This is a genomic window from Nocardioides jishulii (assembly GCF_006007965.1).
Classification (GTDB): Bacteria; Actinomycetota; Actinomycetes; order Propionibacteriales; family Nocardioidaceae; genus Nocardioides; species Nocardioides jishulii.
Genome location: NZ_CP040748.1, coordinates 2,653,560 through 2,675,354, shown reverse-complemented (window position 1 = coordinate 2,675,354; position 21,795 = coordinate 2,653,560). Strand labels below are relative to the sequence as shown.

Sequence of the window (21,795 nt, the reverse complement as noted above, 5' to 3'; positions counted from 1 at the left end):
GTGTCACCGCTCCTGGACCCCTGCCTCCACGAGGTCACGGATCTCCCGGTACGCCTCGTCGGGGTGGATGGGCAGGCAGCCCTTCGACGTGGCGTCCTCGACGACGCGACGCTGGTCGCGCAGCAGGGCGAGTCCTCGGCGGACCAGCACCAACGGGGGCTTGCGGTGCTCCTGCAGGTCGCGGGTGAGGCGGCGCCAGAAGGTGACCAACGGGTGCTGGCGCACGCAGTACGCCCGGGCCAGCAGCCCTCGTCGCTCACACTGCTCGACCACCTCGGCCGCAAAGATGCCCTCGGCCACGAAGTAGGGGTGCTCGCCGATGTCGAGGTGCTGCCTACCGACGGGCCGGCTCTCGGGGATGGAGTAGACGGGGACGTCGGTGCGGCCCACGGTGCAGAGCTCGGCGATACCGGCGACGGCGTCATCGAGACGCCACGTCCGGGGGTCGTCCCAGTCGACCATCCCCGCGTTGGCGCCCTTGGTCAGGAGCGGCAGGTCGGGGGCGTCCTGGGCCTTGTAGTAGTCGTCCAGCCGCAGCACCGGAAGACCGAGCCGCGCCGCCAGACGGGACTTGCCGGAGCCGGACGGACCGGCAAGGACTATCACGCGCGCGGACACGCGGATATTGTGCCTCACGGGTTTCAGCAAAGGACCGGCCAGTGGCCCTGCTGGGACGTATCCTCGCCGAAACTTGGCGGAAACATTTTTAGGGGGATGTGGCATGAGCACTGGACGCCACTCAGAAGCAAACAGGCGCGGCCTCACCTCAGTTGCCCTCGTGGTGGCACTGGTGGCTGCGGTGGCGGGCGTCGGATGGCTCGCCTTCGGGCCCGACGGCGCCACCAGCGCGGACGACTGCGACGTCGACCGCCCGGTGGTCATCAGCGTCGTGCCCGCCATGGAGCTGGCCATGGAGAAGGCGCTCGAGGACCTGAAGAAGGGCGACGCCTGCTTCCCGGCCGAGATCCGGGCCGAGTCGCCCGCGGCTGTCGAGGACTCGTTCTTCAACGGCGGCCGTCCCGACCTCTGGGTGGCTGACACGCCTGCCCGCGTCGACGGCCTGGCCTCCATCGGCGTCAACACGACCACCCTCACCCCGTCACTGGCGGTGAGCCCGATCGGCCTGGTCGGCACCAAGGCCGGTACGCAGCACCCCTCGTGGGTCGAGGCGCTCGAGTCCGGTGCGGTCATGCTGGGCGACCCCCAGGTCGACAGCGCCAGCGCGATGGCGCTCATCGCACCGGTCATGGAGGGCGGTGTCGCCGGCGAACGGGCCCAGGCCGTGGTCACCACGGTGGCGCAGGCCTACGGCGGCCGCGCCGTCGAGGGCAATGTGGAGAAGCCGGTCCTCGACGAGGTGGGAGGCTCCTACTCCAAGCTGGTCCCGGTGACCGAGCAGGAGATGATCACCAAGGGGGAGGGCAACAAGACCCTCGTCGACCTCACGCCCGGCACGGGCGCACCGGCCCTGACCTTCCCGTTGGTCAAGGCCAACGGTGGAGCGCCTGACACCGACCTGGTGGCGACCGCCCTGCGTGACTGGTTCGCGTCCCAGGACGGCCGCATCGCCCTGGCTGACGCCGGTCTGCGCCCCAGCGACGGCTCGCCGCTGGTCGGTCGCGGCCTGGAGCAGGACAAGGTCCTTGCCGAGGTTCCGGCCGTGCAGTTCAACCAGGTGCTCGGCCAGTTCGGGATGCTGAGCGTGCCTTCGTCCATGCTGGTCGTCTTCGACGCCTCCGGCTCGATGGACTTCCCGGCCGCCGGCGGCACTCGCATGGACCTGGCCGGCAACGCGGCCCTCACGGCTCTGGACGTCCTGCCGGACACCACCCGCCTGGGCCTGTGGGCCTTCTCCATCGAGCAGGGTGGCCCGGGGCAGGACTGGCGTGAGCTCGCTCCGATGCGTCGACTCCAGGACACCACCAAGGGGATGAAGCACGAGGCCTTCCTGCGCAAGCAGGTCACGACCCTCAAGGACCTCACCCAGGGGGGGACGGGTCTGTACGACACGACCCTGGCTGCCTACAAGCAAGCCGTGAAGAACTACGACCGGGGCTACTACAACGCCCTCGTCATCTTCTCCGACGGCGCCAACGACGACCCCGGATCGATCTCGCTGACGAAGCTCCTCGCTGAGCTCGACTCCCTCAAGGACCCGGACAAGCCGGTCCGGGTCGTGGCCCTGGGCATCTCCGACGACGCCGACATGGCGGCCCTGGAGGCGATCGCCAAGACGACCGGCGGCAGCTGGTTCCAGACGAACACCCCCGAGGACATCCTGACCGCGCTGTCGAAGTCCATCTCCGCCCGCTGACGCACTCCTTCGCAGGGCCCCGTACGACGCTCGTCGTCCGGGGCCCTCGTGCGTTTCAGGGACCGGCACTCGGGGCAACTCAGGGGGTCAACCGCCTCTGACCTGCGGTTTTGTGTGGGGGGTACCCCCCGGTTTTGCGTGGTGGTCGGGGCTGGGCTAATGTTCTTCTTGTCGCCGCAAGGGACGCCCTCCCGGGCCAGAAGGTCCGGATCTGAGGGAGCCTGGTGTGGTGGCCGAACGAGCGGGTCCGGTCAGTTTGACGGAGTCGGTCAGACCAAGTAAGTTTGGTCGGGTTGTCTCAGCAAGAAGGTCCCGAGGTTTCGGGGGTGGAAGCTGGGTGCGTTTGATCCTTGAGAACTCAACAGTGTGTCATAGTCGACGAATTAGTTTGAATGCCCCGTCGGCACTACTTCTTCGGGAGTGTGTTGATGGTTTCTTTGACAATGAATTCTGACAACGTAAATTGTCGGGGTTTGTTCTGTCATGGATGTGGCTCTCTTTTTCTCACCAGTTCTGCTGGTGGGGTTTGTTTTTCAATGGAGAGTTTGATCCTGGCTCAGGACGAACGCTGGCGGCGTGCTTAACACATGCAAGTCGAGCGGTAAGGCCCTTCGGGGTACACGAGCGGCGAACGGGTGAGTAACACGTGAGTAATCTGCCCTTCACTTCGGGATAACTACCGGAAACGGTGGCTAATACCGGATATGACTCCCTTCCGCATGGTTGGGGGTGGAAAGTTCCGGCGGTGGAGGATGTGCTCGCGGCCTATCAGCTTGTTGGTGAGGTAATGGCTCACCAAGGCTTCGACGGGTAGCCGGCCTGAGAGGGTGACCGGCCACACTGGGACTGAGACACGGCCCAGACTCCTACGGGAGGCAGCAGTGGGGAATATTGGACAATGGGCGAAAGCCTGATCCAGCAACGCCGCGTGAGGGATGACTGCCTTCGGGTTGTAAACCTCTTTCAGTAGGGACGAAGCGCAAGTGACGGTACCTACAGAAGAAGCACCGGCCAACTACGTGCCAGCAGCCGCGGTAATACGTAGGGTGCGAGCGTTGTCCGGAATTATTGGGCGTAAAGGGCTCGTAGGCGGTTTGTCGCGTCGGGAGTGAAAACTCAGGGCTTAACTCTGAGCTTGCTTCCGATACGGGCAGACTAGAGGTATGCAGGGGAGAACGGAATTCCTGGTGTAGCGGTGAAATGCGCAGATATCAGGAGGAACACCGGTGGCGAAGGCGGTTCTCTGGGCATTACCTGACGCTGAGGAGCGAAAGTGTGGGGAGCGAACAGGATTAGATACCCTGGTAGTCCACACCGTAAACGTTGGGCGCTAGGTGTGGGGCCTATTCCATGGGTTCCGTGCCGCAGCTAACGCATTAAGCGCCCCGCCTGGGGAGTACGGCCGCAAGGCTAAAACTCAAAGGAATTGACGGGGGCCCGCACAAGCGGCGGAGCATGCGGATTAATTCGATGCAACGCGAAGAACCTTACCTGGGTTTGACATACGCCGGAAAGCTCTAGAGATAGAGCCCCTTTTAGTCGGTGTACAGGTGGTGCATGGCTGTCGTCAGCTCGTGTCGTGAGATGTTGGGTTAAGTCCCGCAACGAGCGCAACCCTCGTCCTATGTTGCCAGCACGTAATGGTGGGGACTCATAGGAGACTGCCGGGGTCAACTCGGAGGAAGGTGGGGATGACGTCAAGTCATCATGCCCCTTATGTCCAGGGCTTCACGCATGCTACAATGGCCGGTACAAAGGGCTGCGATCCCGTGAGGGGGAGCGAATCCCAAAAAGCCGGTCTCAGTTCGGATTGGGGTCTGCAACTCGACCCCATGAAGTCGGAGTCGCTAGTAATCGCAGATCAGCAACGCTGCGGTGAATACGTTCCCGGGCCTTGTACACACCGCCCGTCACGTCACGAAAGTCGGCAACACCCGAAGCCGGTGGCCCAACCCTTGTGGAGGGAGCCGTCGAAGGTGGGGCTGGCGATTGGGACGAAGTCGTAACAAGGTAGCCGTACCGGAAGGTGCGGCTGGATCACCTCCTTTCTAAGGAGCACACACCCCGACGCCCATCGAATGTATGGGTGCGCATGGTGGTGTCTCACTAGTGGAATCGTCGATGAATGGCTTGAACCTGGTCGACCAGTTGTTCTCAGTACGGCATGTCTCCTTCGGGGGGTGTGTGTGGAAAGTGAGCAGTTGGTGGGTAGGGGGAGGGTCGTGACACGCTGTTGGGTCCTGAAGGATCGAACGATCGCACCTGAGGGTGTGGTGGTTGGTTCTTCTGGCCTCCTTCGCCTGATGCCGGGTTGTTGCCTGGTGGATGGGGTTGGTGGGGTTGTTGTTTGAGATCTGGATAGTGGACGCGAGCATCCCATGCTCACGATTGGTTCGCCTGGTTCCTCGTTGGAGGGGTTGGGTGTGGCTGGTGGTGGAGCATGGATGTGCAATAAGCAAATGAGCCATCGCACCTGATTGTGGTGTGGTGGTTGGTCTTTGTAGCAGTAAATGTATGTGTTGACGCGTTGAGTTGTTCTGACGTTGTTGAGACAAGCTACTAAGGGCACACGGTGGATGCCTTGGCACCAAGAGCCGATGAAGGACGTAGGAGCCTGCGATAAGCCCCGGGGAGTTGGCAACCGAGCTGTGATCCGGGGGTGTCCGAATGGGGAAACCCAGCTGGAGTCATGTCCAGTTACCCTCACCTGAACACATAGGGTGAGTGGAGGGAACGTGGGGAAGTGAAACATCTCAGTACCCACAGGAAGAGAAAACAACAGTGATTCCGAGAGTAGTGGCGAGCGAAATCGGAAGAGGCCAAACCATGGCTGTGTGATACCCGGCAGGGGTTGCAGTCATGGGGTTGTGGGGCCGCTCGATCACGTCTGCCGGCGTGGTACAGAGTAAGAAAACACACGCGAAGCCGAAGCAGGTTGGAAAGCCTGGCCGTAGAGGGTGATAGCCCCGTACGTGTAAGTGTGTGTCTCTGGAGCGTCACCCCAAGTAACACGGAACCCCTGAAATTCCGTGTGAATCTGGCGGGACCACCCGTTAAGCCTAAATACTCCTTGGTGACCGATAGCGGACAAGTACCGTGAGGGAAAGGTGAAAAGTACCCCTGACGGGGAGTGAAATAGTACCTGAAACCGTGTGCCTACAATCCGTCGGAGCGAGAACTTGTTCTTGTGACGGCGTGCCTTTTGAAGAATGAGCCTGCGAGTTAGCGGTGTGTAGCGAGGTTAACCCGTGTGGGGAAGCCGTAGCGAAAGCGAGTCCGAATAGGGCGATTCAGTTGCACGCTCTAGACCCGAAGCGAAGTGATCTATCCATGGGCAGGTTGAAGCGCGGGTAAGACCGCGTGGAGGACCGAACCCACTTAGGTTGAAAACTGAGGGGATGACCTGTGGATAGGGGTGAAAGGCCAATCAAACTTCGTGATAGCTGGTTCTCCCCGAAATGCATTTAGGTGCAGCGTCACGTGTTTCTTGCCGGAGGTAGAGCACTGGATAGCCGATGGGCCCTACAAGGTTACTGACGTTAGCCAAACTCCGAATGCCGGTAAGTGAGAGCGTGGCAGTGAGACTGCGGGGGATAAGCTCCGTAGTCGAGAGGGAAACAGCCCAGACCATCAGCTAAGGCCCCTAAGCGGTGACTAAGTGGAAAAGGATGTGGAGTCGCATTGACAACCAGGAGGTTGGCTTGGAAGCAGCCACCCTTGAAAGAGTGCGTAATAGCTCACTGGTCAAGTGATTCCGCGCCGACAATGTAGCGGGGCTCAAGTCATCCGCCGAAGCTATGGCATTCACATATTAAGCTAGGCCTTCGTGGTCCAGGTGTGTGGATGGGTAGGGGAGCGTCGTGTGGGCAGTGAAGCGGCAGAGTGATCTAGCCGTGGAGGCCACACGAGTGAGAATGCAGGCATGAGTAGCGAATGAAATGCGAGAAACATTTCCGCCGAATGATCAAGGGTTCCAGGGTCAAGCTAATCTGCCCTGGGTAAGTCGGGACCTAAGGCGAGGCCGACAGGCGTAGTCGATGGACAACGGGTTGATATTCCCGTACCGGCGAAGTAGCGCCCATGACGAGGCTGGTGATGCTAACCGTCCGAAGCGCCGTGATCTGATCCCTTCGGGGTGAGGACGTGTGTGTGGAGCGCGGGAACCGATCCAGTAGTAGTCAAGCGATGGGGTGACGCAGGAAGGTAGTCCAACCGTGGCGATGGTAGACCACGGCTAAGGGTGTAGGACTGACGGTAGGCAAATCCGCCGTCTGTATGTCTGAGACCTGATGGGGAGCCATTAGTGGTGAAGTGGATGATCCTATGCTGTCGAGAAAAACCTCTAGCGAGCTATGAGCCGCCCGTACCCCAAACCGACTCAGGTGATCAGGTAGAGAATACTAAGGCGATCGAGTGAACCATGGTTAAGGAACTCGGCAAAATGCCCCCGTAACTTCGGGAGAAGGGGGGCCGGATCCGTCAAACTCTTTTCGAGTGGCAGCGGTGATGGCCGCAGAGACCAGGCCCAAGCGACTGTTTACTAAAAACACAGGTCCGTGCGAAGTTGTAAGACGATGTATACGGACTGACTCCTGCCCGGTGCTGGAAGGTTAAGGGGACCGGTTAGACGCAAGTCGAAGCTGAGAACTTAAGCCCCAGTAAACGGCGGTGGTAACTATAACCATCCTAAGGTAGCGAAATTCCTTGTCGGGTAAGTTCCGACCTGCACGAATGGAGTAACGACTTGGGCGCTGTCTCAACCATGGACTCGGCGAAATTGCACTACGAGTAAAGATGCTCGTTACGCGCGGCAGGACGGAAAGACCCCGGGACCTTTACTATAGTTTGGTATTGGTGTTTGGTTCGGCTTGTGTAGGATAGGTGGGAGACTGTGAAGCATTCACGCCAGTGTTTGTGGAGTCAACGTTGAAATACCACTCTGGTCGTACTAGATGTCTAACCTAGGTCCGTAATCCGGATCAGGGACAGTGCCTGATGGGTAGTTTAACTGGGGCGGTTGCCTCCTAAAATGTAACGGAGGCGCTCAAAGGTTCCCTCAGCCTGGTTGGCAATCAGGTGGCGAGTGTAAGTGCACAAGGGAGCTTGACTGTGAGACAGACATGTCGAGCAGGGACGAAAGTCGGAACTAGTGATCCGGCGTCGGCATGTGGAAGCGGCGTCGCTCAACGGATAAAAGGTACCCCGGGGATAACAGGCTGATCTTCCCCAAGAGTCCATATCGACGGGATGGTTTGGCACCTCGATGTCGGCTCGTCGCATCCTGGGGCTGGAGTAGGTCCCAAGGGTTGGGCTGTTCGCCCATTAAAGCGGCACGCGAGCTGGGTTTAGAACGTCGTGAGACAGTTCGGTCCCTATCCGCCGCGCGCGTTGGAAACTTGAGAAAGGCTGCCCCTAGTACGAGAGGACCGGGGTGGACGAACCTCTGGTGTGCCAGTTGTCCCGCCAGGGGCACGGCTGGTTGGCTACGTTCGGAAGTGATAACCGCTGAATGCATCTAAGCGGGAAGCATGTTTCAAGATGAGGTTTCCCACCACCTTGAGTGGTTAAGGCCCCCAGCAGAACACTGGGTTGATAGGCCGGAGGTGTACAGCAGTAATGCCTAGCCGACCGGTACTAATAGGCCGAGGGCTTGTCCCAACACCGTACAAAACCACTCAACGCAACACATGTTGCGAAGACCGCACGCGTCCACTAACCAGTTCCCAGACAACACACCCGTGTTGGCCTGGACAAGTTCCACAACTGGATACACATATGGCTTGGTACACCACAGGCCCCGTTTGATCGGGGTGGGTGTATCGCAAGAGTTACGGCGGCCATAGCGAAAGGGAAACACCCGGTCCCATCCCGAACCCGGAAGTTAAGCCTTTCAGCGCCGATGGTACTGCGACCGAGAGGTCGTGGGAGAGTAGGACGCCGCCGGACATTCTTTGACAGAAGAGGGAGCACCCCACGTGAGAGTGCTCCCTCTTCTGCATTTCCTCGCGACGTCGGAGACGTGAGTCCCCAGTGTGGATCAGTCGCAGTGTTGATGACGAGAGCCCCACCGGTTGTCCGGTGGGGCTCTCGTCATTTCCGGTTCAGTGGGTGACCATGCTGGCGATCCCGACGGTTGCTGAGCGCAGGACGCGCGCGGAATGGCGGTCTATGGTGACGGCGTGGAAAGAGCATCGGTGGGACGCCGCGTCTGCGATGGCCCTGGCGCCCTACGGTCAGCTGCCATGAGGGTGAGGCGGATGGCGACGCTCATGTCGGTGGTGGCACTCGCGGTCGCGGGATGCGCGCACGACGTTCGTGACACCGGCGTCACGGCCCAGCCGTCGCCCACGCCTGGGCCGGAAGAAGTGGCATCGGGTGCTTTCATCGCCTTCGCGTCAGGGGAGCCGGACGACGTGCCGTGGGCAGACCGAGTCACCTACTCCATCAGCGGTGTCAAGATCCGAACCTTCACACCTGGGGCAGGGGTGGCCGAGGCATTGGAGGGATGTCTGCCAGGCACGAAGCAGGTCGAGGGGAGAGGGACTGTCCGGTGTCACCACTCATCACAGTGGCCGAGAGCGGCACCCCGTCAGTCGAGGGTCACCCGCCCCGTCGCGTCGGGTGCAACACCTTCGTCACCCCCGAGGTGTCGTCCGCGCTGTCAACGACGGTCATTCGTCCCCCCGACGACGACCGGGACTGCTTCAGTGACTTCGCAGTGACCCTCTACCTGAACGACGCCGACGACGTGGAGTGGATCGATCTTGCGCTGAGCGGCCCCTGACCGGGTGGAGACACGAAAGGCCCCACCGGTGATCCGGTGGGGCCTTCTGCGTTGGTCGTGCTTGGGTCAGATCCCGACCGGGGTGCCAGACCGTCTTCGTCTCGAGGAAGGTGGTCATGCGCTCGATACCGGGAGCGGTGAACCAGTCCTCCTCGGCGGCCGGGGCACGCAGGACGCGCTTGAGGTTCTCCGCTGCCGTGGCCCCGAGGTCGGCTGCTGCGTCTGGCTCGCCGGCGACGCCGGTGAGGTCCAGGGCGTTGACGTCCATGTGGGAGGCCAGCCAGGGGAGGGGGCCACGCCAGTCACCGGTGAGGATGTTGACGACTCCCCCCGGTACGTCGCTCGTGGCCAGGACCTCGGCCAGGTTCACCGCGGGGAGGGGCCGGGCATACGAGCTCAGCAGCACCGCGGTGTTGCCGGTGACGATGACCGGGGCGAGCACCGAGACCAGTCCGAGCAGCGACGACTCCTGGGGAGCGGCGATGGCCACGACGCCGGTGGGCTCGGGGGAGGAGATGTTGAAGAAGGGGCCCGCGACCGGGTTCGCGGAGCCGGTCACCTGGGTGATCTTGTCGGCCCACCCGGCGTACCAGACGAGCCGGTCGACGCTCTCGTCCACGACCGCGCCGGCGCGAGCGGCCGTGAGGCCCTCTCCCTGCTGGACCAGGTCGATGAACTGGGCGCGACGGTCCTCCAGGACCTCGGCGATGCGGTAGACGATCTGCGCCCGGTTGTAGGCCGTACGCGAGGACCAGCCACCGAAGGCCTTGCGGGCCGCGACCACGGCGTCACGGGCATCCTTGCGGGAGGCGAGCGCAGCGTTGGCCACGAAGTTGCCCTTCGAGTCGTTGACGACGTAGGAGTAGCCCGACTCCGAGCGGGGGAAGGCCCCACCCACGTAGAGCTTGTAGGTCTTGCGCACTCCCGCGCGAGGGGTGTCTGCGGACTTCACTTGAGGTATCCCTCCAGGCCGTGACGACCGCCTTCGCGACCGTAGCCGGACTCCTTGTAGCCACCGAACGGCGACGTGGGGTCGAACTTGTTGAAGGTGTTGGCCCACACGACTCCGGCGCGGAGCTGGTTGGCCATCCACAGGATGCGCGAGCCCTTCTCCGTCCAGACGCCGGCGGAGAGGCCGTAGGGGGTGTTGTTGGCCTTCTCGACCGCCTCGGTCGGCGTGCGGAAGGTCAGCACCGACAGGACGGGTCCGAAGATCTCCTCACGGGCGATCCGGTGGGCCTGGGTCACGTTGCTGAAGACGGTCGGCGGGAACCAGAAACCGGTGCTCGGCAGGTCGCAGGCCGGTGCCCACCGCGTGGCCCCCTCCTGCTCGCCGGCTCCCGCCAGCTCGGTGATCCTGGCCAGCTGCTCGGCCGAGTTCACCGCGCCGATGTCGGTGTTCTTGTCGAGCGGGTCGCCCAGGCGCAGCGTCGACATGCGGCGCTTGAGCCGCTCCAGCACCTCGTCGGCGACCGACTCCTGCACCAGCAGGCGCGAGCCGGCGCAGCAGACGTGGCCCTGGTTGAAGAAGATGCCGTTGACGATGCCCTCGACCGCCTGGTCGACAGGTGCGTCGTCGAAGACGATGTTTGCGGCCTTGCCACCCAGCTCCAGGGTCGCCTTCTTGTCCGTCCCGGCGATCTGGCGCGCGATCGCGCGGCCGACCTCGGTCGACCCGGTGAAGGCGACCTTGTTGACGTCAGGGTGTGCCACGAGCGCCCGACCGGTGTCGCCAGCTCCGTTGACGATGTTGACGACGCCCGGGGGCAGGTCGGCCTGCTGGCAGATCTCTGCGAAGAGCATGGCGCTCAACGGAGTGGTCTCGGCCGGCTTGAGCACGACGGTGTTGCCGGCCGCAAGGGCCGGGGCGATCTTCCACGCCAGCATCAGCAGGGGGAAGTTCCACGGGATGATCTGGGCCGCGACGCCGAGGGCCTGCGGGTTCGGCCTGCCGGGGACGGCGTACTCCAGCTTGTCGGCCCAGCCCGCGTAGTAGAAGAAGTGCGCGGCGACCGTCGGGACGTCGAAGTCGCGGGTCTCCTTGATCGGCTTGCCGTTGTCCAGCGTCTCCAGGACGGCGAGCTCGCGGCCGCGCTCCTGAATGATGCGTGCGATGCGGAAGAGGTACTTCGCGCGCTCGCGGCCGGGCATGCGCGACCAGACCGTCTCGTAGGCACGACGGGCGGCGCGGACAGCCGTGTCGACCTCCTCGTCGGTGGCCGCGGAGACCTCCGCGAGCACCTCCTCGGTCGCCGGGTTGATCGTCTTGAACGCCGTGCCGCTGCCGCTCACGAACGCGCCGTCGATGAAGTGGCCGTAGGAGGGCGCGATGTCGACGATCGCGCGCGACTCGGGGGCGGGGGCGTACTCGAAGAGCGTCCCGGGTGACGCCTTGTCGGGAACCTTGACCATGCTGTGCTCCCTCAGTCCAGAGTGACGTAGTCGGGGCCGGAGTACCGGCCGGTGAGCATCTTCGTACGCTGCATCAGGAGGTCGTTGAGCAACGACGAGGCGCCGAAGCGGAACCAGTCCGGATCGAGCCAGTCGGGCCCGCAGGTCTCGTTGACCATGACGAGGTACTTGATGGCGTCCTTGGTGGTGCGGATGCCGCCGGCCGGCTTCACGCCGACCATGTGGCCGGTGGTAGCTCGGAAGTCGCGCACGGCCTCCAGCATGACCAGGGTGACGGGCAGGGTGGCCGCGGGGGAGACCTTGCCGGTCGAGGTCTTGATGAAGTGGGCGCCGGCCATCATGGCGAGCCAGGAGGCCCGGCGGACGTTGTCGTAGGTCTGCAGCTCGCCGGTCTCGAAGATCACCTTCAGGTGCGCCTCGGTGCCGTCGGGACGTCGGCAGGCCTCGCGCACGGCGACGATCTCGTCGTGGACGTCGAGGTAGCGGCCCTCGAGGAACGCACCACGGTCGATGACCATGTCGATCTCGTCGGCCCCGGCCTCGACCGCGTCGGCGGTGTCGGCGAGCTTCACGTCGAGTGCGGCGCGACCACTGGGGAAGGCCGTGGCCACGGCGGCCACGTTGACCCCGCTGTCGCCCAGGGTCTCCTTCGCGGTGGCGACCATGTCGGGGTAGACGCAGACGGCCGCGGTGGGCGGACAGGTCGGGTCACCGGGCTCGGGGCGCATCGCCTTGAAGGCCAGTGCGCGCACCTTGCCGGCGGTGTCCATGCCCTCCAGCGTCGTGAGGTCGACCATGCGGATGGCGAGGTCGATCGCCTGCGCCTTCGCCGTGGTCTTGATCGACCGAGTGCCCAGCGCTGCGGCGCGGGCCTCGTTGCCGACCTGGTCGACTCCCGGGAGTCCGTGGAGGAAGCGGGTCAGCGAGGCGTTGGACCGGGTGGTCTCCGCGAACTCGGCGGAGATGTCCCTCGTGCCGTCACCTGCGCCCGCCGTCGAGGCAGAAATGGCTGTCACCCCACCAGCATAAGGTTGGGCGTGCACGGGGCAGCAATCCAAGGAATGAGACCAGACGTGAGTGCGAGAAGACCGGTGGACCACGACGCTTCGGGCGATGAGTCGTTCGCTCCGACCAGCGGCACGTTCGTGGGGTGGTTCGTCATCGCGGTGGCGGTCGTCGTCGCGGTCCTCGGGGTGCTGGACGGCACCGACGGCTTCGGGCCGGCGGCGCTGGTGGCCGCGCTCGTCGCGTCGGTCTTCGCCTGGCTGACGCTGCTGCGCCCGCGCGTCCTCCTTCAGGGCGATGCCGTCGTGCTGCGGCAGAGCCTGAGCACCACGCGCATCCCGCTCGCCGCTGTCGAGGACGTGTCGGTGCGTCACGTCCTGGAGATCAGCGCGGGCGGCAAGCGCTACGCCACGGCGGCCATCGGCCACCCGCGTCGCCGGATCGTGCGGGAGGCCGCCGGAGCCGGCCGCCGCGAGCAGGAGGGGAGCGCCCCGCGAGTGGGAGAGGTGCACTGGGCCGACCACGTCGAGTCACGACTGCGTCGCGCGGCCCTCGATGCCCGGGCGCGCGGCACGGGGCAGGAAGGCGCCGTCGAGCGACGCATCGACGTGGTGCCGGCCGTGGCGCTCGGCGTCACCCTCCTGGTCGTCGTGGGCGCGTTCCTCCGCTGAGCGCCTGGGGGCTCAGAGGCCGGCAGCCCGGCGTACGTCACCCTTGATGGCGTCGAGTCGGCCGGCGGCGGCGATGCGAGCAGCGTCCACACCGTCCTCCGGGTCCACGGGGATGACGACCTCGAGGTAGCACTTCACCTTGGGCTCGGTGCCGCTCGGGCGCACGATCACGCGGGCTCCTTCGGCCAGGGTGTAGCGCAGGCCGTCGGTGGGCGGCAGTGCCTCGCTGCCCAGGGAGAGGTCCTCGACGCGCTCGACGGCGAGGCCCCCGAGCTCGGTCGGGGGAGTGGAGCGGAGACGCTCCATGGCGGCTCCGATGCCTGCGAGGTCGGAGAACCGCACGGAGAGCTGGTCGGTCGCGTGGAGACCGTGCTCGAGGGCGATGTCGTCGAGGATGTCGACCAGGCTCCGTCCCTGGGCCTTTGAGTGCGCGGCGAGCTCGCAGAGCATCAGCAGGGCGGAGACGCCGTCCTTGTCCTTCACGTGTTCCGGGTCGACGCAGTAGCCCAGCGCTTCCTCGTACCCGAAGGCGAGACCCTCCAGGCGCCCGATCCACTTGAAGCCGGTGAGGGTCTCCACGCTCGGCTGTCCGGCGGTCGCCGCCATCTTGCCCAGCAGGGAGGACGACACGATCGAGGCGGCGTAGGTGCCGGTGCGTCCGCGTGAGAGCAGGTGGTGGGCGAGCAGTGCCCCGACCTCGTCACCCCGCAGCATCTGCCAGCCGTGGGGTCCGGGGACCGCCGCGGCGCAGCGATCGGCGTCGGGGTCGTTGGCCACCACCAGGTCGGCGCCGCACTCCTGTGCCAGGGCCATCGCCAGGTCCATGGCGCCCGGCTCCTCGGGGTTCGGGAAGGCGACTGTCGGGAAGTCGGGGTCGGGCGCGGCCTGCGCCTCGACCACGTGCGGGGCGGGGAAGCCGGCCTGGGCGAGCACACGAGTGACCGCCGACCCGCCCACGCCGTGCAGCGGGGTGTAGACGATCGAGAGGTCGCGCGGGCCGTCGCCGACGAGGTCGACCACCGAGCGCAGGTAGCGCTCCAGGAGGTCGTCGCCGACGACCTCGCCGCCGTCACCGCGGGGGACGGTCGAGACCGCGCCCACCGCCGCGATCTGGGCAGCGATCTCGCTGTCGGAGGGCGGCACGATCTGGCTGCCGTCGCCGAGGTAGACCTTGTAGCCGTTGTCCTGGGGCGGGTTGTGGCTGGCCGTCACCATCACGCCCGCCACGCTGCCGAGGTCACGGATCGCGAAGGCCAGGACCGGGGTCGGCAGCGGGCGGGGGAGGAGCAGGGCGCGCAACCCGGCGCCGGTGACGACCTCGGCGGTGTCGCGGGCGAAGACGTCGGAGTTGTGGCGGGCGTCGTAGCCGATCACGACGGAGTCGCCCGGCCCGGCCCCGTTGGCCTTCAGGTGGGCGACGAGGCCGGCAGCGGCCCGTGACACGACGACCCGGTTCATGCGGTGGGGGCCGGCGCCCAGGGCGCCGCGCAGGCCAGCGGTGCCGAACTCGAGCGGCCCGCGGAAGCGGTCGGCCAGGTCGGCTGCGGCGGCGGGGTCCCCGGACTTCGCCGCCGCGAGCACCGTGGCGAGCTCGGTCCTGGTGGCCTCGTCCGGGTCGTCAGCCATCCAGTCGGTGGCGAGCTGGTGCAGGTCCGCGGTGGTCTCGAGGCTCATGCAGGCACGTTAACGCGCGCCCTGTGGGTCGTGAACGCCAGCGTCCGGAGAAGCAGACAGGGCCGGTCCGCGGTGCGGACCGGCCCTGCTGACGAGGTGGTGAATCCGGGTGGTGCAGCCGAGCTGATTCAGAGAGCGGCGAGGACCGCGTCGTAGTCGGGCTCGGTGGTGATCTCGTCGACCACCTGCGTGTAGCTGACCGTGCCGTCGGCCTCGACGACGACCACGGCGCGGGCCAGCAGGCCGGCCATCGGGCCGTCGGCCATCGTGACGCCGTAGTCCTGCCCGAAGGAGGAACGGAAGGCCGAGCCCACGAGGACGTTGTCGATGCCCTCGGCGCCGCAGAAGCGGGCCTGGGCGAACGGCAGGTCGGCGGAGACGTTGAGCACGACGGTGTCGTCGAGGTCGGCGGCGATCTCGTTGAACTTCCGGACGCTCGCGGCGCAGATGCCGGTGTCGATGCTCGGGAAGATGTTGAGCACGAGACGCTTGCCGCCCTGGTCGTTGGTCACCTCCGAGAGACCTTCGCCGACGAGCTCGAAGTTCGGAGCCTTCGAGCCGACGGCCGGCAGGTCGCCGACGGTGTGGACGGGGTTGGCCTTGAATGCGGTGGTAGCCATGCTCGTCATCCTTTCATCCCCGGGGGCACGGGGTCACCCCTCAGCGCTGGTACGACGCGAGGTTCTTGCCGAGCTCGGCGAAGACGGCCTGGTTGTGGCGGAACGCAGCCTGGACCTCGGTGACGGCCTCGGCGCGCTGGGCGTCGTCGAACGGGAGGTTGTCGAGGCGCTCGCGGTAGTCGTCCTTGTAGACCTTCGCCTTGATGTCCTCGAAGTGGTACATCGCCAGGCCTCGGTCCTCGAGGTCGAACGTCCGGCCGAGGATCCGGCCGATCGCCAGGCCGCCGGAGAGGTCACCCAGGTAGCGGGTGTAGTGGTGCGCGATGACGCGGGGCGCGTGGCCCGACGCGGCGTGGATGGCCGCGGCGTACGCCTGGGCAGCCTCGTGCTGGCACAGGCTCTCCTCGGGGGCGCCGGTGCTCAGGGCCTCGATGTCGGCCTCGATGGAGGCGAGGCGCTCGAGCGCAGGGTCGTGCATGACGGCCACGATCGGGTCGCTGGCGTTGTCGCGGGCCACCTCCTCGAGGGCGGCGTAGACGATGCGCAGCGACTTGAGGTAGTTGACGTAGCCGGCGAGGTTCACCTTGCCGTTCATCAGGTCGTCGATGAAGGTGGCCGCCTCGGCCTGGTCGTGCAGCTCCTTGGAGCCCTGCTTGAAGGCGGCGGACAACGGGAGGGGTGCGGCTTCAGTGATGCTCATGATCGCTCTCGACTAGCGGCTTGGTAGGGGGTGCTGACGATTTATTAGGTCAGCCTAAGTCCTGTTAGCCTGCCCTAAGTAATCTTCTCGGGATAGATGCTATATCCATTCACGTCCGCTTGGAGAGTCGATGTCAGCCTCCCGTCGCCTGTCGGCCGCAGTGCCGCTCGTCGCTGTCGCACTCCTGCTGAGTGCCTGCGGCATCGACACCTCCGGCGGTTCCGCCGGTGGCAGCACCGCCGGGTCGTCCGTGGCTCCCGACATCTCGTCGGTCGAGCCACCCGCCGACCCGCGAGAGTTCCAGGGCGTGGTGAGCCCTCTCGTCGACGAGACGGACATCGATCCCGTCGTGGAGGACCCCGAGCCCGAGCTGCCCGCCGTCGTGACCGACGCCCAGGGAAACAAGGTCACCGTCACCGACACCTCGCGCGTGCTGGCCCTCGACCTCTACGGCACCCTCTCGCGCACCGTCTTCGAGCTCGGTCTTGGCGACCGTCTCGTCGGGCGTGACACCTCGACCCGCTTCGAGCAGGCGGCCGACCTTCCGCTGGTCACCCCGAAGGGGCACGACCTGAGCGCCGAGGCGATCCTCGACCTCGACCCGACCGTGATCATCAGCGACACCACGCTCGGTCCGGTCGACGTGCTCCACCAGATGGAGGAGGCGGGCATCCCGGTCGTGTGGGTCGAGTCCGACCGCAACCTCGGCAACGTCGGTGAGCTGACGCGGATGACCGCGGCTGCCCTCGGGGTGCCCGAGGCCGGCACGCTCCTGGCTGACCGGATCGAGGCCGAGGTCAAGGAGGTCACCGCGAAGATCGCCGCCAAGGCTCCCGCCGACCCCACCGACCGCCTGCGGACCGTCTTCCTCTACGTCCGCGGCACCGCCGGCGTCTACTACATGTTCGGCCAGGGCTCGGGTGCCGACGACCTGATCGACGCGGTCGGTGCCTACGACGTCGCCGAGGAGATCAAGTGGAAGGGCATGCGCCCGGTCACCGCCGAGGGACTGGTCGCCGCAGCCCCTGAGCTCGTCGTCATGATGACCGGTGGGCTGGAGTCCACCGGCGGCGTCGACGGCCTGCTCGAGAAGCTGCCTGCGCTGGCCCAGACCTCGGCCGGGCGCAACAAGCGGATCGTCACCATCGACGACTCACTGATCCTGGGGTACGGCCCCAACACCGCCGACGTCCTCAACGCGCTCGCGGTCGCCGTGATCGCCCCGGAGGCGCTCACGTGAGTGTGAGCCTGCCCCTTCCCCCGACGAAGACGAGTCGCCGACTCGTGCTCGGGGTGCTGACCCTCATGCTGCTGCTGGCGCTCGTCGTCGCCGCAGGCACCGGGCAGCTCCAGATCCCGGCCAACGAGGTCATCGGCTCGCTGCTGCACAAGGTCGGCCTGGACTGGGGCGCGCTGCCGAGCCACCCCCAGGGCGAGGCCACGCTCTGGCAGGTGCGCTTCCCGCGTCTGGTGATGGCGGCGCTCGTCGGTGCTGCCCTGGCCTGTGCCGGTGCGGTCATGCAAGGGGTCTTCGGCAACCCGCTCGCCGAGCCCGGCGTCGTCGGCGTCTCCTCCGGTGCCGCCGTCGCGGCCGCTGCCGTGATCGTCTTCGACCTCGCCACCTTCGGTGCGTGGACAGTGGCGCTGGCCGCCTTCATCGGTGGTCTGGTGACCACGTTCGCGGTCTACCTGCTGGCGCGTGACAACGGGCGTACGGAGGTCGTCACGCTGGTGCTCACCGGGGTGGCGATCAACGCCATGGCCGGCGCTGCGCTCGCGTTCCTGATGTTCCTCGGGGACACGTCCGCCCGCGAGGAGATCATCTTCTGGCAGATGGGCAGCCTCAACGGTGCCCGCAACGAGCAGGTCGCGATCGTCCTGCCGATCGCCCTGCTGGGGATCGTCGCCTCGATCCTGATCGCCCGCAAGCTCGACCTCCTCGCCCTCGGCGACAAGGCCGCGCGCCACGTCGGGATCGACGTCGAGAAGCTGCGCATCCTCGCGATCGTGGTGGTCGCGGTGCTCACCGCCGCGGCTGTCTCGTTCGCCGGGATCATCGCCTTCGTGGGCCTGATCATTCCCCACCTCATGCGCATGGTCGTCGGACCGGGCCACCGGGCCCTCGTGCCCGCCAGCGCCTTGGGCGGCGCGGTGCTGCTGGTGTTCGCCGACCTGTGGGCCCGCACCGCGATCGCCTTCGCCGACCTGCCCATCGGCATGGTCACCTCGCTCATCGGCGGCCCGGTCTTCTTCTGGCTGCTGCGTCGTGCCCGTCGGACAGCAGGGGGGTGGGCCTGATGACCGGCCCCGTCGCGCTTCGCGCCGCCTCTGTGAGCCTCTCGTTCGGTGAGGCCGCGATCCTCGACGGCGTCGACCTCGAGGTGCGCCACGGCGAGGTGGTTGCCCTGGTCGGACCCAACGGAGCGGGCAAGTCGACGCTGCTCTCGCTGCTCTCCGGCGACGTCGACCCCGACGAGGGCACGGTCGAGCTCAACGGCGTCCCCATCGCGGGTCAGCACGCCAGTGCCCTGGCCCGCCAGCGCGCCGTCCTGCTCCAGCGCCACAACCTCGCGTTCGGCTTCCGGGCCCGCGAGGTCGTGGAGATGGGGCGTTCGGTGTGGCGGCGTACGGAGCGGGCCGAGCGCGACGACGAGGTCGTCGACTGGGCCATGGAGGTCGCCGACGTCACCCACCTGACCTCGCGCGTCGTGCCGACGCTGTCGGGCGGCGAGCAGGCCCGGGTCTCGTTCGCGAGGCTGCTGGCCCAGGACGTCGAGGTGCACCTGCTCGACGAGCCGACCGCAGCCCTCGACATCAAGCACCAGGAGTCCGTGCTCGAGCAGGCGCGCGGCAGCGCCGCCCGTGGCGCGGCCGTCGTGGTCGTCCTGCACGACCTCAGCCTCGCCGCCGCGTACGCCGACCGCATCTGCGTGCTCGCGAAGGGCCGCGTCCGCGCCTGCGGCACCCCGTCCGAAGTCCTCACCAGTGACCTGCTCAGCAGCGTCTACGAGCACCCCGTCGAGGTGTTCAACCACGCCGGGCACCTGCTCGTGGTCCCCGTGCGCGCCCGTGAGTCGAAGGAGTCGTCGTGTCCCGTCGTCCGTTGATCCGTTCGTACGTCCGTCGTGCGGGAGCCCGCGGAGTCCTGGCCACCCTCGTCGCGAGCGCGGCCGTCACCGGCGCGACCCTCGCCCCGGCCCACGCCGCGGGTGACGTCACCGTCGACGCCGACGGGAAGGGTGCCGTCATCGACCGCACCTACTCGACGGAGCTGAGCGTGCGGGGCAAGGGCTTCCAGTCGATCAAGGGGGGCCACGGCGGCATCTACGTCTGGTTCGGCACCGTCAACGGCAAGTGGCGGCCCAGCCAGGGCGGGAAGTCGGGCGTCAACTACGTCTACGTGCCCGACAGCGAGAGCAAGAACAACGCCGGGTTCCAGCGCTACGTCGCCTTCCCGGGGTCGTCGACGGCGTCGTCGGCCAACGGCGGCACCATGTCGGCCGACGGTGCGTGGTCGGTGAAGCTCGTCGTCCCCGGCCCGACCTTCGAGGCCGTCGGTCGCAACGGCAAGATCACCCAGGTCGACTGCCGCAAGGTCACCTGCGGCGTGATCACCGTCGGCGCCCATGGCGTGCAGAACGGCAACAACGAGACGTTCACGCCGGTCCGCCTCGGCGACCTGGGCGGCACCGGCGCCACAGACCAGGAGGCGCCGGCCGCCTCGGGCGAGCAGGGCACCACCCCTTCCGGGACGCCGGCCACCAGCGGTGAGGCCGGGCCTGCCTCCGCGCCGACCACCACGAATCCCCAGCGCCGTGGCCCCCTCAAGATGGGCGTCGACCACGCCGCAGCCGTCAGCGGCCGGGCGATGTCGTTCACCGCCCAGGGGCTGACCCCCGGCGAGCAGTTCACCGTCGTCCTCGACGACGGGCTGGCGGCTGCCGGTCCCTTCACGGTCGGCGCCGACGGACGCGTCAGCGGCGTGATCCAGCTGCCGGCCTCCACCAAGGCGGGCACCCACGAGCTGCGAGCCTTCGGCGCGAGCCGCGACCTCAGCGTGAAGTTCGGGGTCCAGACCGACCCCGCGCTCGAGACGGTCAGCGCGGAGACCTCCGAGGAGCAGCCGGTCGCCGGATGGGTCTTCGCCGGCGTCGCCGGTGTGGTCTTCCTCGCCGCGCTCGCCTTCGCCCTGCGTCGCGCCGGAGGTCGTCGTGCGCAGGCGTGACCTGGCCTCCTTCGCCGCCGCCGGGCTCCTGACCGCGGCGGGAGTGCTGACGCTGCCGCTGGGGGCCTCGGCCACCGAGGCCGACGCTCCGGCCGCCACGAGTGACGTGGCGGCGGTGGAGCCGACCGTCACGCCGACGCCCACCGAGGCACCGGAGCCCACCGACGACCCCACGGCGGACCCCACCGACGAGCCGACCCCGACGCCGACCCCGACGCCCACGCCGACGCCCAGTGAGGAGCCGGAGGAGTCGAGCGAGGTCGAGGTGGACGACGCCGTCTTCGCCTGGTCGATGAGTGAGCAGACCAACGCCCGCTCGCACAACCCGCTGGCGATCAACTTCATGTCGGCGGGAGAGGCCAACCCCGGCGCCGGCGGCATCCACCTGCCGAAGGGCAAGTGGAAGGCCGCGCAGGGCAACGTCACCATCCAGAAGCGCACCGCCTCCGGCCAGTGGCGCACCGCCACCTGGGCTGGCCTCGGGACCGACGCCACCAACAAGAAGCGCATCGGCCTCTACGGCCCGTTCAGCGGACATCGTGTGCGGCTGACTGACGGCACCGGGACGCTCGACGCCGAGGCCGACAACGCCACGCTCGCCTGGAAGGGCACCTGGACGGTCGTCTACTACTCCGGCAACACCGTCTTCACGCTGACCGACCCCGTGCTCGAGGTCAAGGGCGGCAAGGGCGCGCTCCGCGCCACCGGGGGCGGCTGGGCCGCCGACCGCGCCGACACCGACAAGTGGAAGCCGGTCCCGCGCAAGCAGGTGCCGGTCGTGACCTTCAGCGGCGTCGACGTCACCGAGGCCGGCCTCGTCGTGAAGCCCGACTACGCCGGCGTCCAGGTCGAGGGCTCGATCCCGCAGAAGCGCACGGGCGACGACTGGGGTTCATTCCCCCAAGAGTTCGTCACCTTCCTCGAGCCGATGGGTACCGACCAGTTCTGGTACTCCACCGGCCTTCAGTCGGACTGGACCAAGGTCCCTACGCCGATCGAGGTCGCCTGGGAGGGCGCCGAGCCCGAGGGCAGCGCCCCGGCGAAGCCGGCCCCGCCGAAGCCCGAGCCCAGCAACCCGGTGACCCCGGCGCCTCCGGTCGTGCCGGCTCCGCAGCAGCCCTCGCCCACCCCCATGCTCTCCTCCGGCCCGGCCACCTTGCCGGTGGCCGCGCCACTGACCGGCGAGACGCCGTGGCAGGGCTTCTTCAGCACCAGCGCGGTGCCGCAGGTGGCCTCGGCGCAGGCCGAGGACGTACGCCTCGTCTCCGCGACCCAGTCGCACACCCCGTGGGTGGTGGGGGGAGCCCTGCTCCTGGCCGCCGCCCTCCTGCTCCTCGTGCCCGTTCGCGGGCGCACCCCCCGCTGACACCCGTCAGCAACACACCGAAAG

General features: G+C 66.6%; 14 protein-coding genes and 3 rRNA genes. 10 read left to right on the top strand and 7 right to left on the bottom strand.

Translation table 11 applies throughout. From position 1 onward, the window contains the following. Positions 1–3: 3 nt before the first annotated feature. Positions 4–618, bottom strand: a complete 615-nt coding sequence (locus FCL41_RS12680) for an ATP-binding protein (RefSeq protein ID WP_137065281.1) — start codon at positions 616–618, stop codon at positions 4–6. Between the two features lie 103 nt (positions 619–721). Between FCL41_RS12680 and FCL41_RS12675 the strand changes: the two genes are divergently transcribed. From FCL41_RS12675 to rrf, 4 genes are all read left to right on the top strand, one after another. Then, complete coding sequence (locus tag FCL41_RS12675) at positions 722–2,314, top strand: substrate-binding domain-containing protein (RefSeq protein ID WP_137065282.1); 1,593 nt, start codon at positions 722–724, stop codon at positions 2,312–2,314. Between the two features lie 533 nt (positions 2,315–2,847). After that, a 16S ribosomal RNA gene (locus FCL41_RS12670) occupies positions 2,848–4,362 on the top strand. Positions 4,363–4,863: 501 nt separating this feature from the next. Next, positions 4,864–7,972, top strand: a 23S ribosomal RNA gene (locus tag FCL41_RS12665). Between the two features lie 171 nt (positions 7,973–8,143). Continuing rightward, positions 8,144–8,260 (top strand): 5S ribosomal RNA (gene rrf / locus FCL41_RS12660). Together the 16S, 23S and 5S rRNA genes form the textbook arrangement of a ribosomal RNA operon. A gap of 758 nt (positions 8,261–9,018) precedes the next feature. Here rrf and FCL41_RS12655 read toward each other — a convergent pair. From FCL41_RS12655 to deoC, 3 genes are read right to left on the bottom strand one after another with little or no spacing between them, the layout of a single operon-like run. Continuing rightward, the gene (locus tag FCL41_RS12655; protein WP_138868066.1) at positions 9,019–10,050 is read right to left on the bottom strand and encodes an aldehyde dehydrogenase family protein; all 1,032 of its coding nucleotides are present in this window, start codon (positions 10,048–10,050) and stop codon (positions 9,019–9,021) included. After that, positions 10,047–11,510, bottom strand: a complete 1,464-nt coding sequence (locus tag FCL41_RS12650) for an aldehyde dehydrogenase family protein (RefSeq protein WP_137067247.1) — start codon at positions 11,508–11,510, stop codon at positions 10,047–10,049. Before FCL41_RS12650 ends, FCL41_RS12655 begins: the two co-directional genes overlap by 4 nt. Positions 11,511–11,521: 11 nt before the next feature. Beyond that, entirely contained in the window at positions 11,522–12,526 is a 1,005-nt protein-coding gene (gene deoC, locus FCL41_RS12645; RefSeq protein WP_170970352.1) for a deoxyribose-phosphate aldolase, read from the bottom strand. Positions 12,527–12,601: 75 nt separating this feature from the next. On the opposite strand from deoC, the gene FCL41_RS12640 reads away from it, so the two are divergent. Then, complete coding sequence (locus FCL41_RS12640) at positions 12,602–13,186, top strand: hypothetical protein (RefSeq protein WP_137067246.1); 585 nt, start codon at positions 12,602–12,604, stop codon at positions 13,184–13,186. Between the two features lie 12 nt (positions 13,187–13,198). Here FCL41_RS12640 and FCL41_RS12635 read toward each other — a convergent pair whose 3' ends face one another. From FCL41_RS12635 to FCL41_RS12625, 3 genes are all read right to left on the bottom strand, one after another. After that, positions 13,199–14,860, bottom strand: coding sequence for a phospho-sugar mutase (locus tag FCL41_RS12635; protein WP_137067245.1), 1,662 nt, complete (start codon positions 14,858–14,860; stop codon positions 13,199–13,201). A gap of 128 nt (positions 14,861–14,988) precedes the next feature. Further along, positions 14,989–15,480, bottom strand: a complete 492-nt coding sequence (gene tpx, locus FCL41_RS12630) for a thiol peroxidase (protein ID WP_137067244.1) — start codon at positions 15,478–15,480, stop codon at positions 14,989–14,991. Between the two features lie 40 nt (positions 15,481–15,520). Then, a complete protein-coding gene (locus FCL41_RS12625; protein ID WP_137067243.1) occupies positions 15,521–16,180 on the bottom strand; it encodes a biliverdin-producing heme oxygenase in 660 nt (219 codons plus the stop codon). Between the two features lie 130 nt (positions 16,181–16,310). Between FCL41_RS12625 and FCL41_RS12620 the strand changes: the two genes are divergently transcribed. From FCL41_RS12620 to FCL41_RS12600, 5 genes are read left to right on the top strand one after another with little or no spacing between them, the layout of a single operon-like run. After that, the gene (locus FCL41_RS12620) at positions 16,311–17,420 is read left to right on the top strand and encodes a heme/hemin ABC transporter substrate-binding protein (protein WP_137067242.1); all 1,110 of its coding nucleotides are present in this window, start codon (positions 16,311–16,313) and stop codon (positions 17,418–17,420) included. Further along, on the top strand, positions 17,417–18,478 hold the full coding sequence (locus FCL41_RS12615) for a FecCD family ABC transporter permease (protein WP_239021635.1): 1,062 nt from the start codon (positions 17,417–17,419) through the stop codon (positions 18,476–18,478). The genes FCL41_RS12620 and FCL41_RS12615 overlap by 4 nt, the downstream gene beginning before the upstream one ends. After that, entirely contained in the window at positions 18,478–19,287 is an 810-nt protein-coding gene (locus FCL41_RS12610; RefSeq protein ID WP_137067241.1) for a heme ABC transporter ATP-binding protein, read from the top strand. The genes FCL41_RS12615 and FCL41_RS12610 overlap by 1 nt, the downstream gene beginning before the upstream one ends. Further along, the gene (locus FCL41_RS12605) at positions 19,269–20,405 is read left to right on the top strand and encodes a hypothetical protein (RefSeq protein ID WP_137067240.1); all 1,137 of its coding nucleotides are present in this window, start codon (positions 19,269–19,271) and stop codon (positions 20,403–20,405) included. The genes FCL41_RS12610 and FCL41_RS12605 overlap by 19 nt, the downstream gene beginning before the upstream one ends. Further along, a complete protein-coding gene (locus tag FCL41_RS12600; protein WP_137067239.1) occupies positions 20,392–21,771 on the top strand; it encodes a hypothetical protein in 1,380 nt (459 codons plus the stop codon). The genes FCL41_RS12605 and FCL41_RS12600 overlap by 14 nt, the downstream gene beginning before the upstream one ends. Positions 21,772–21,795 lie beyond the last annotated feature (24 nt).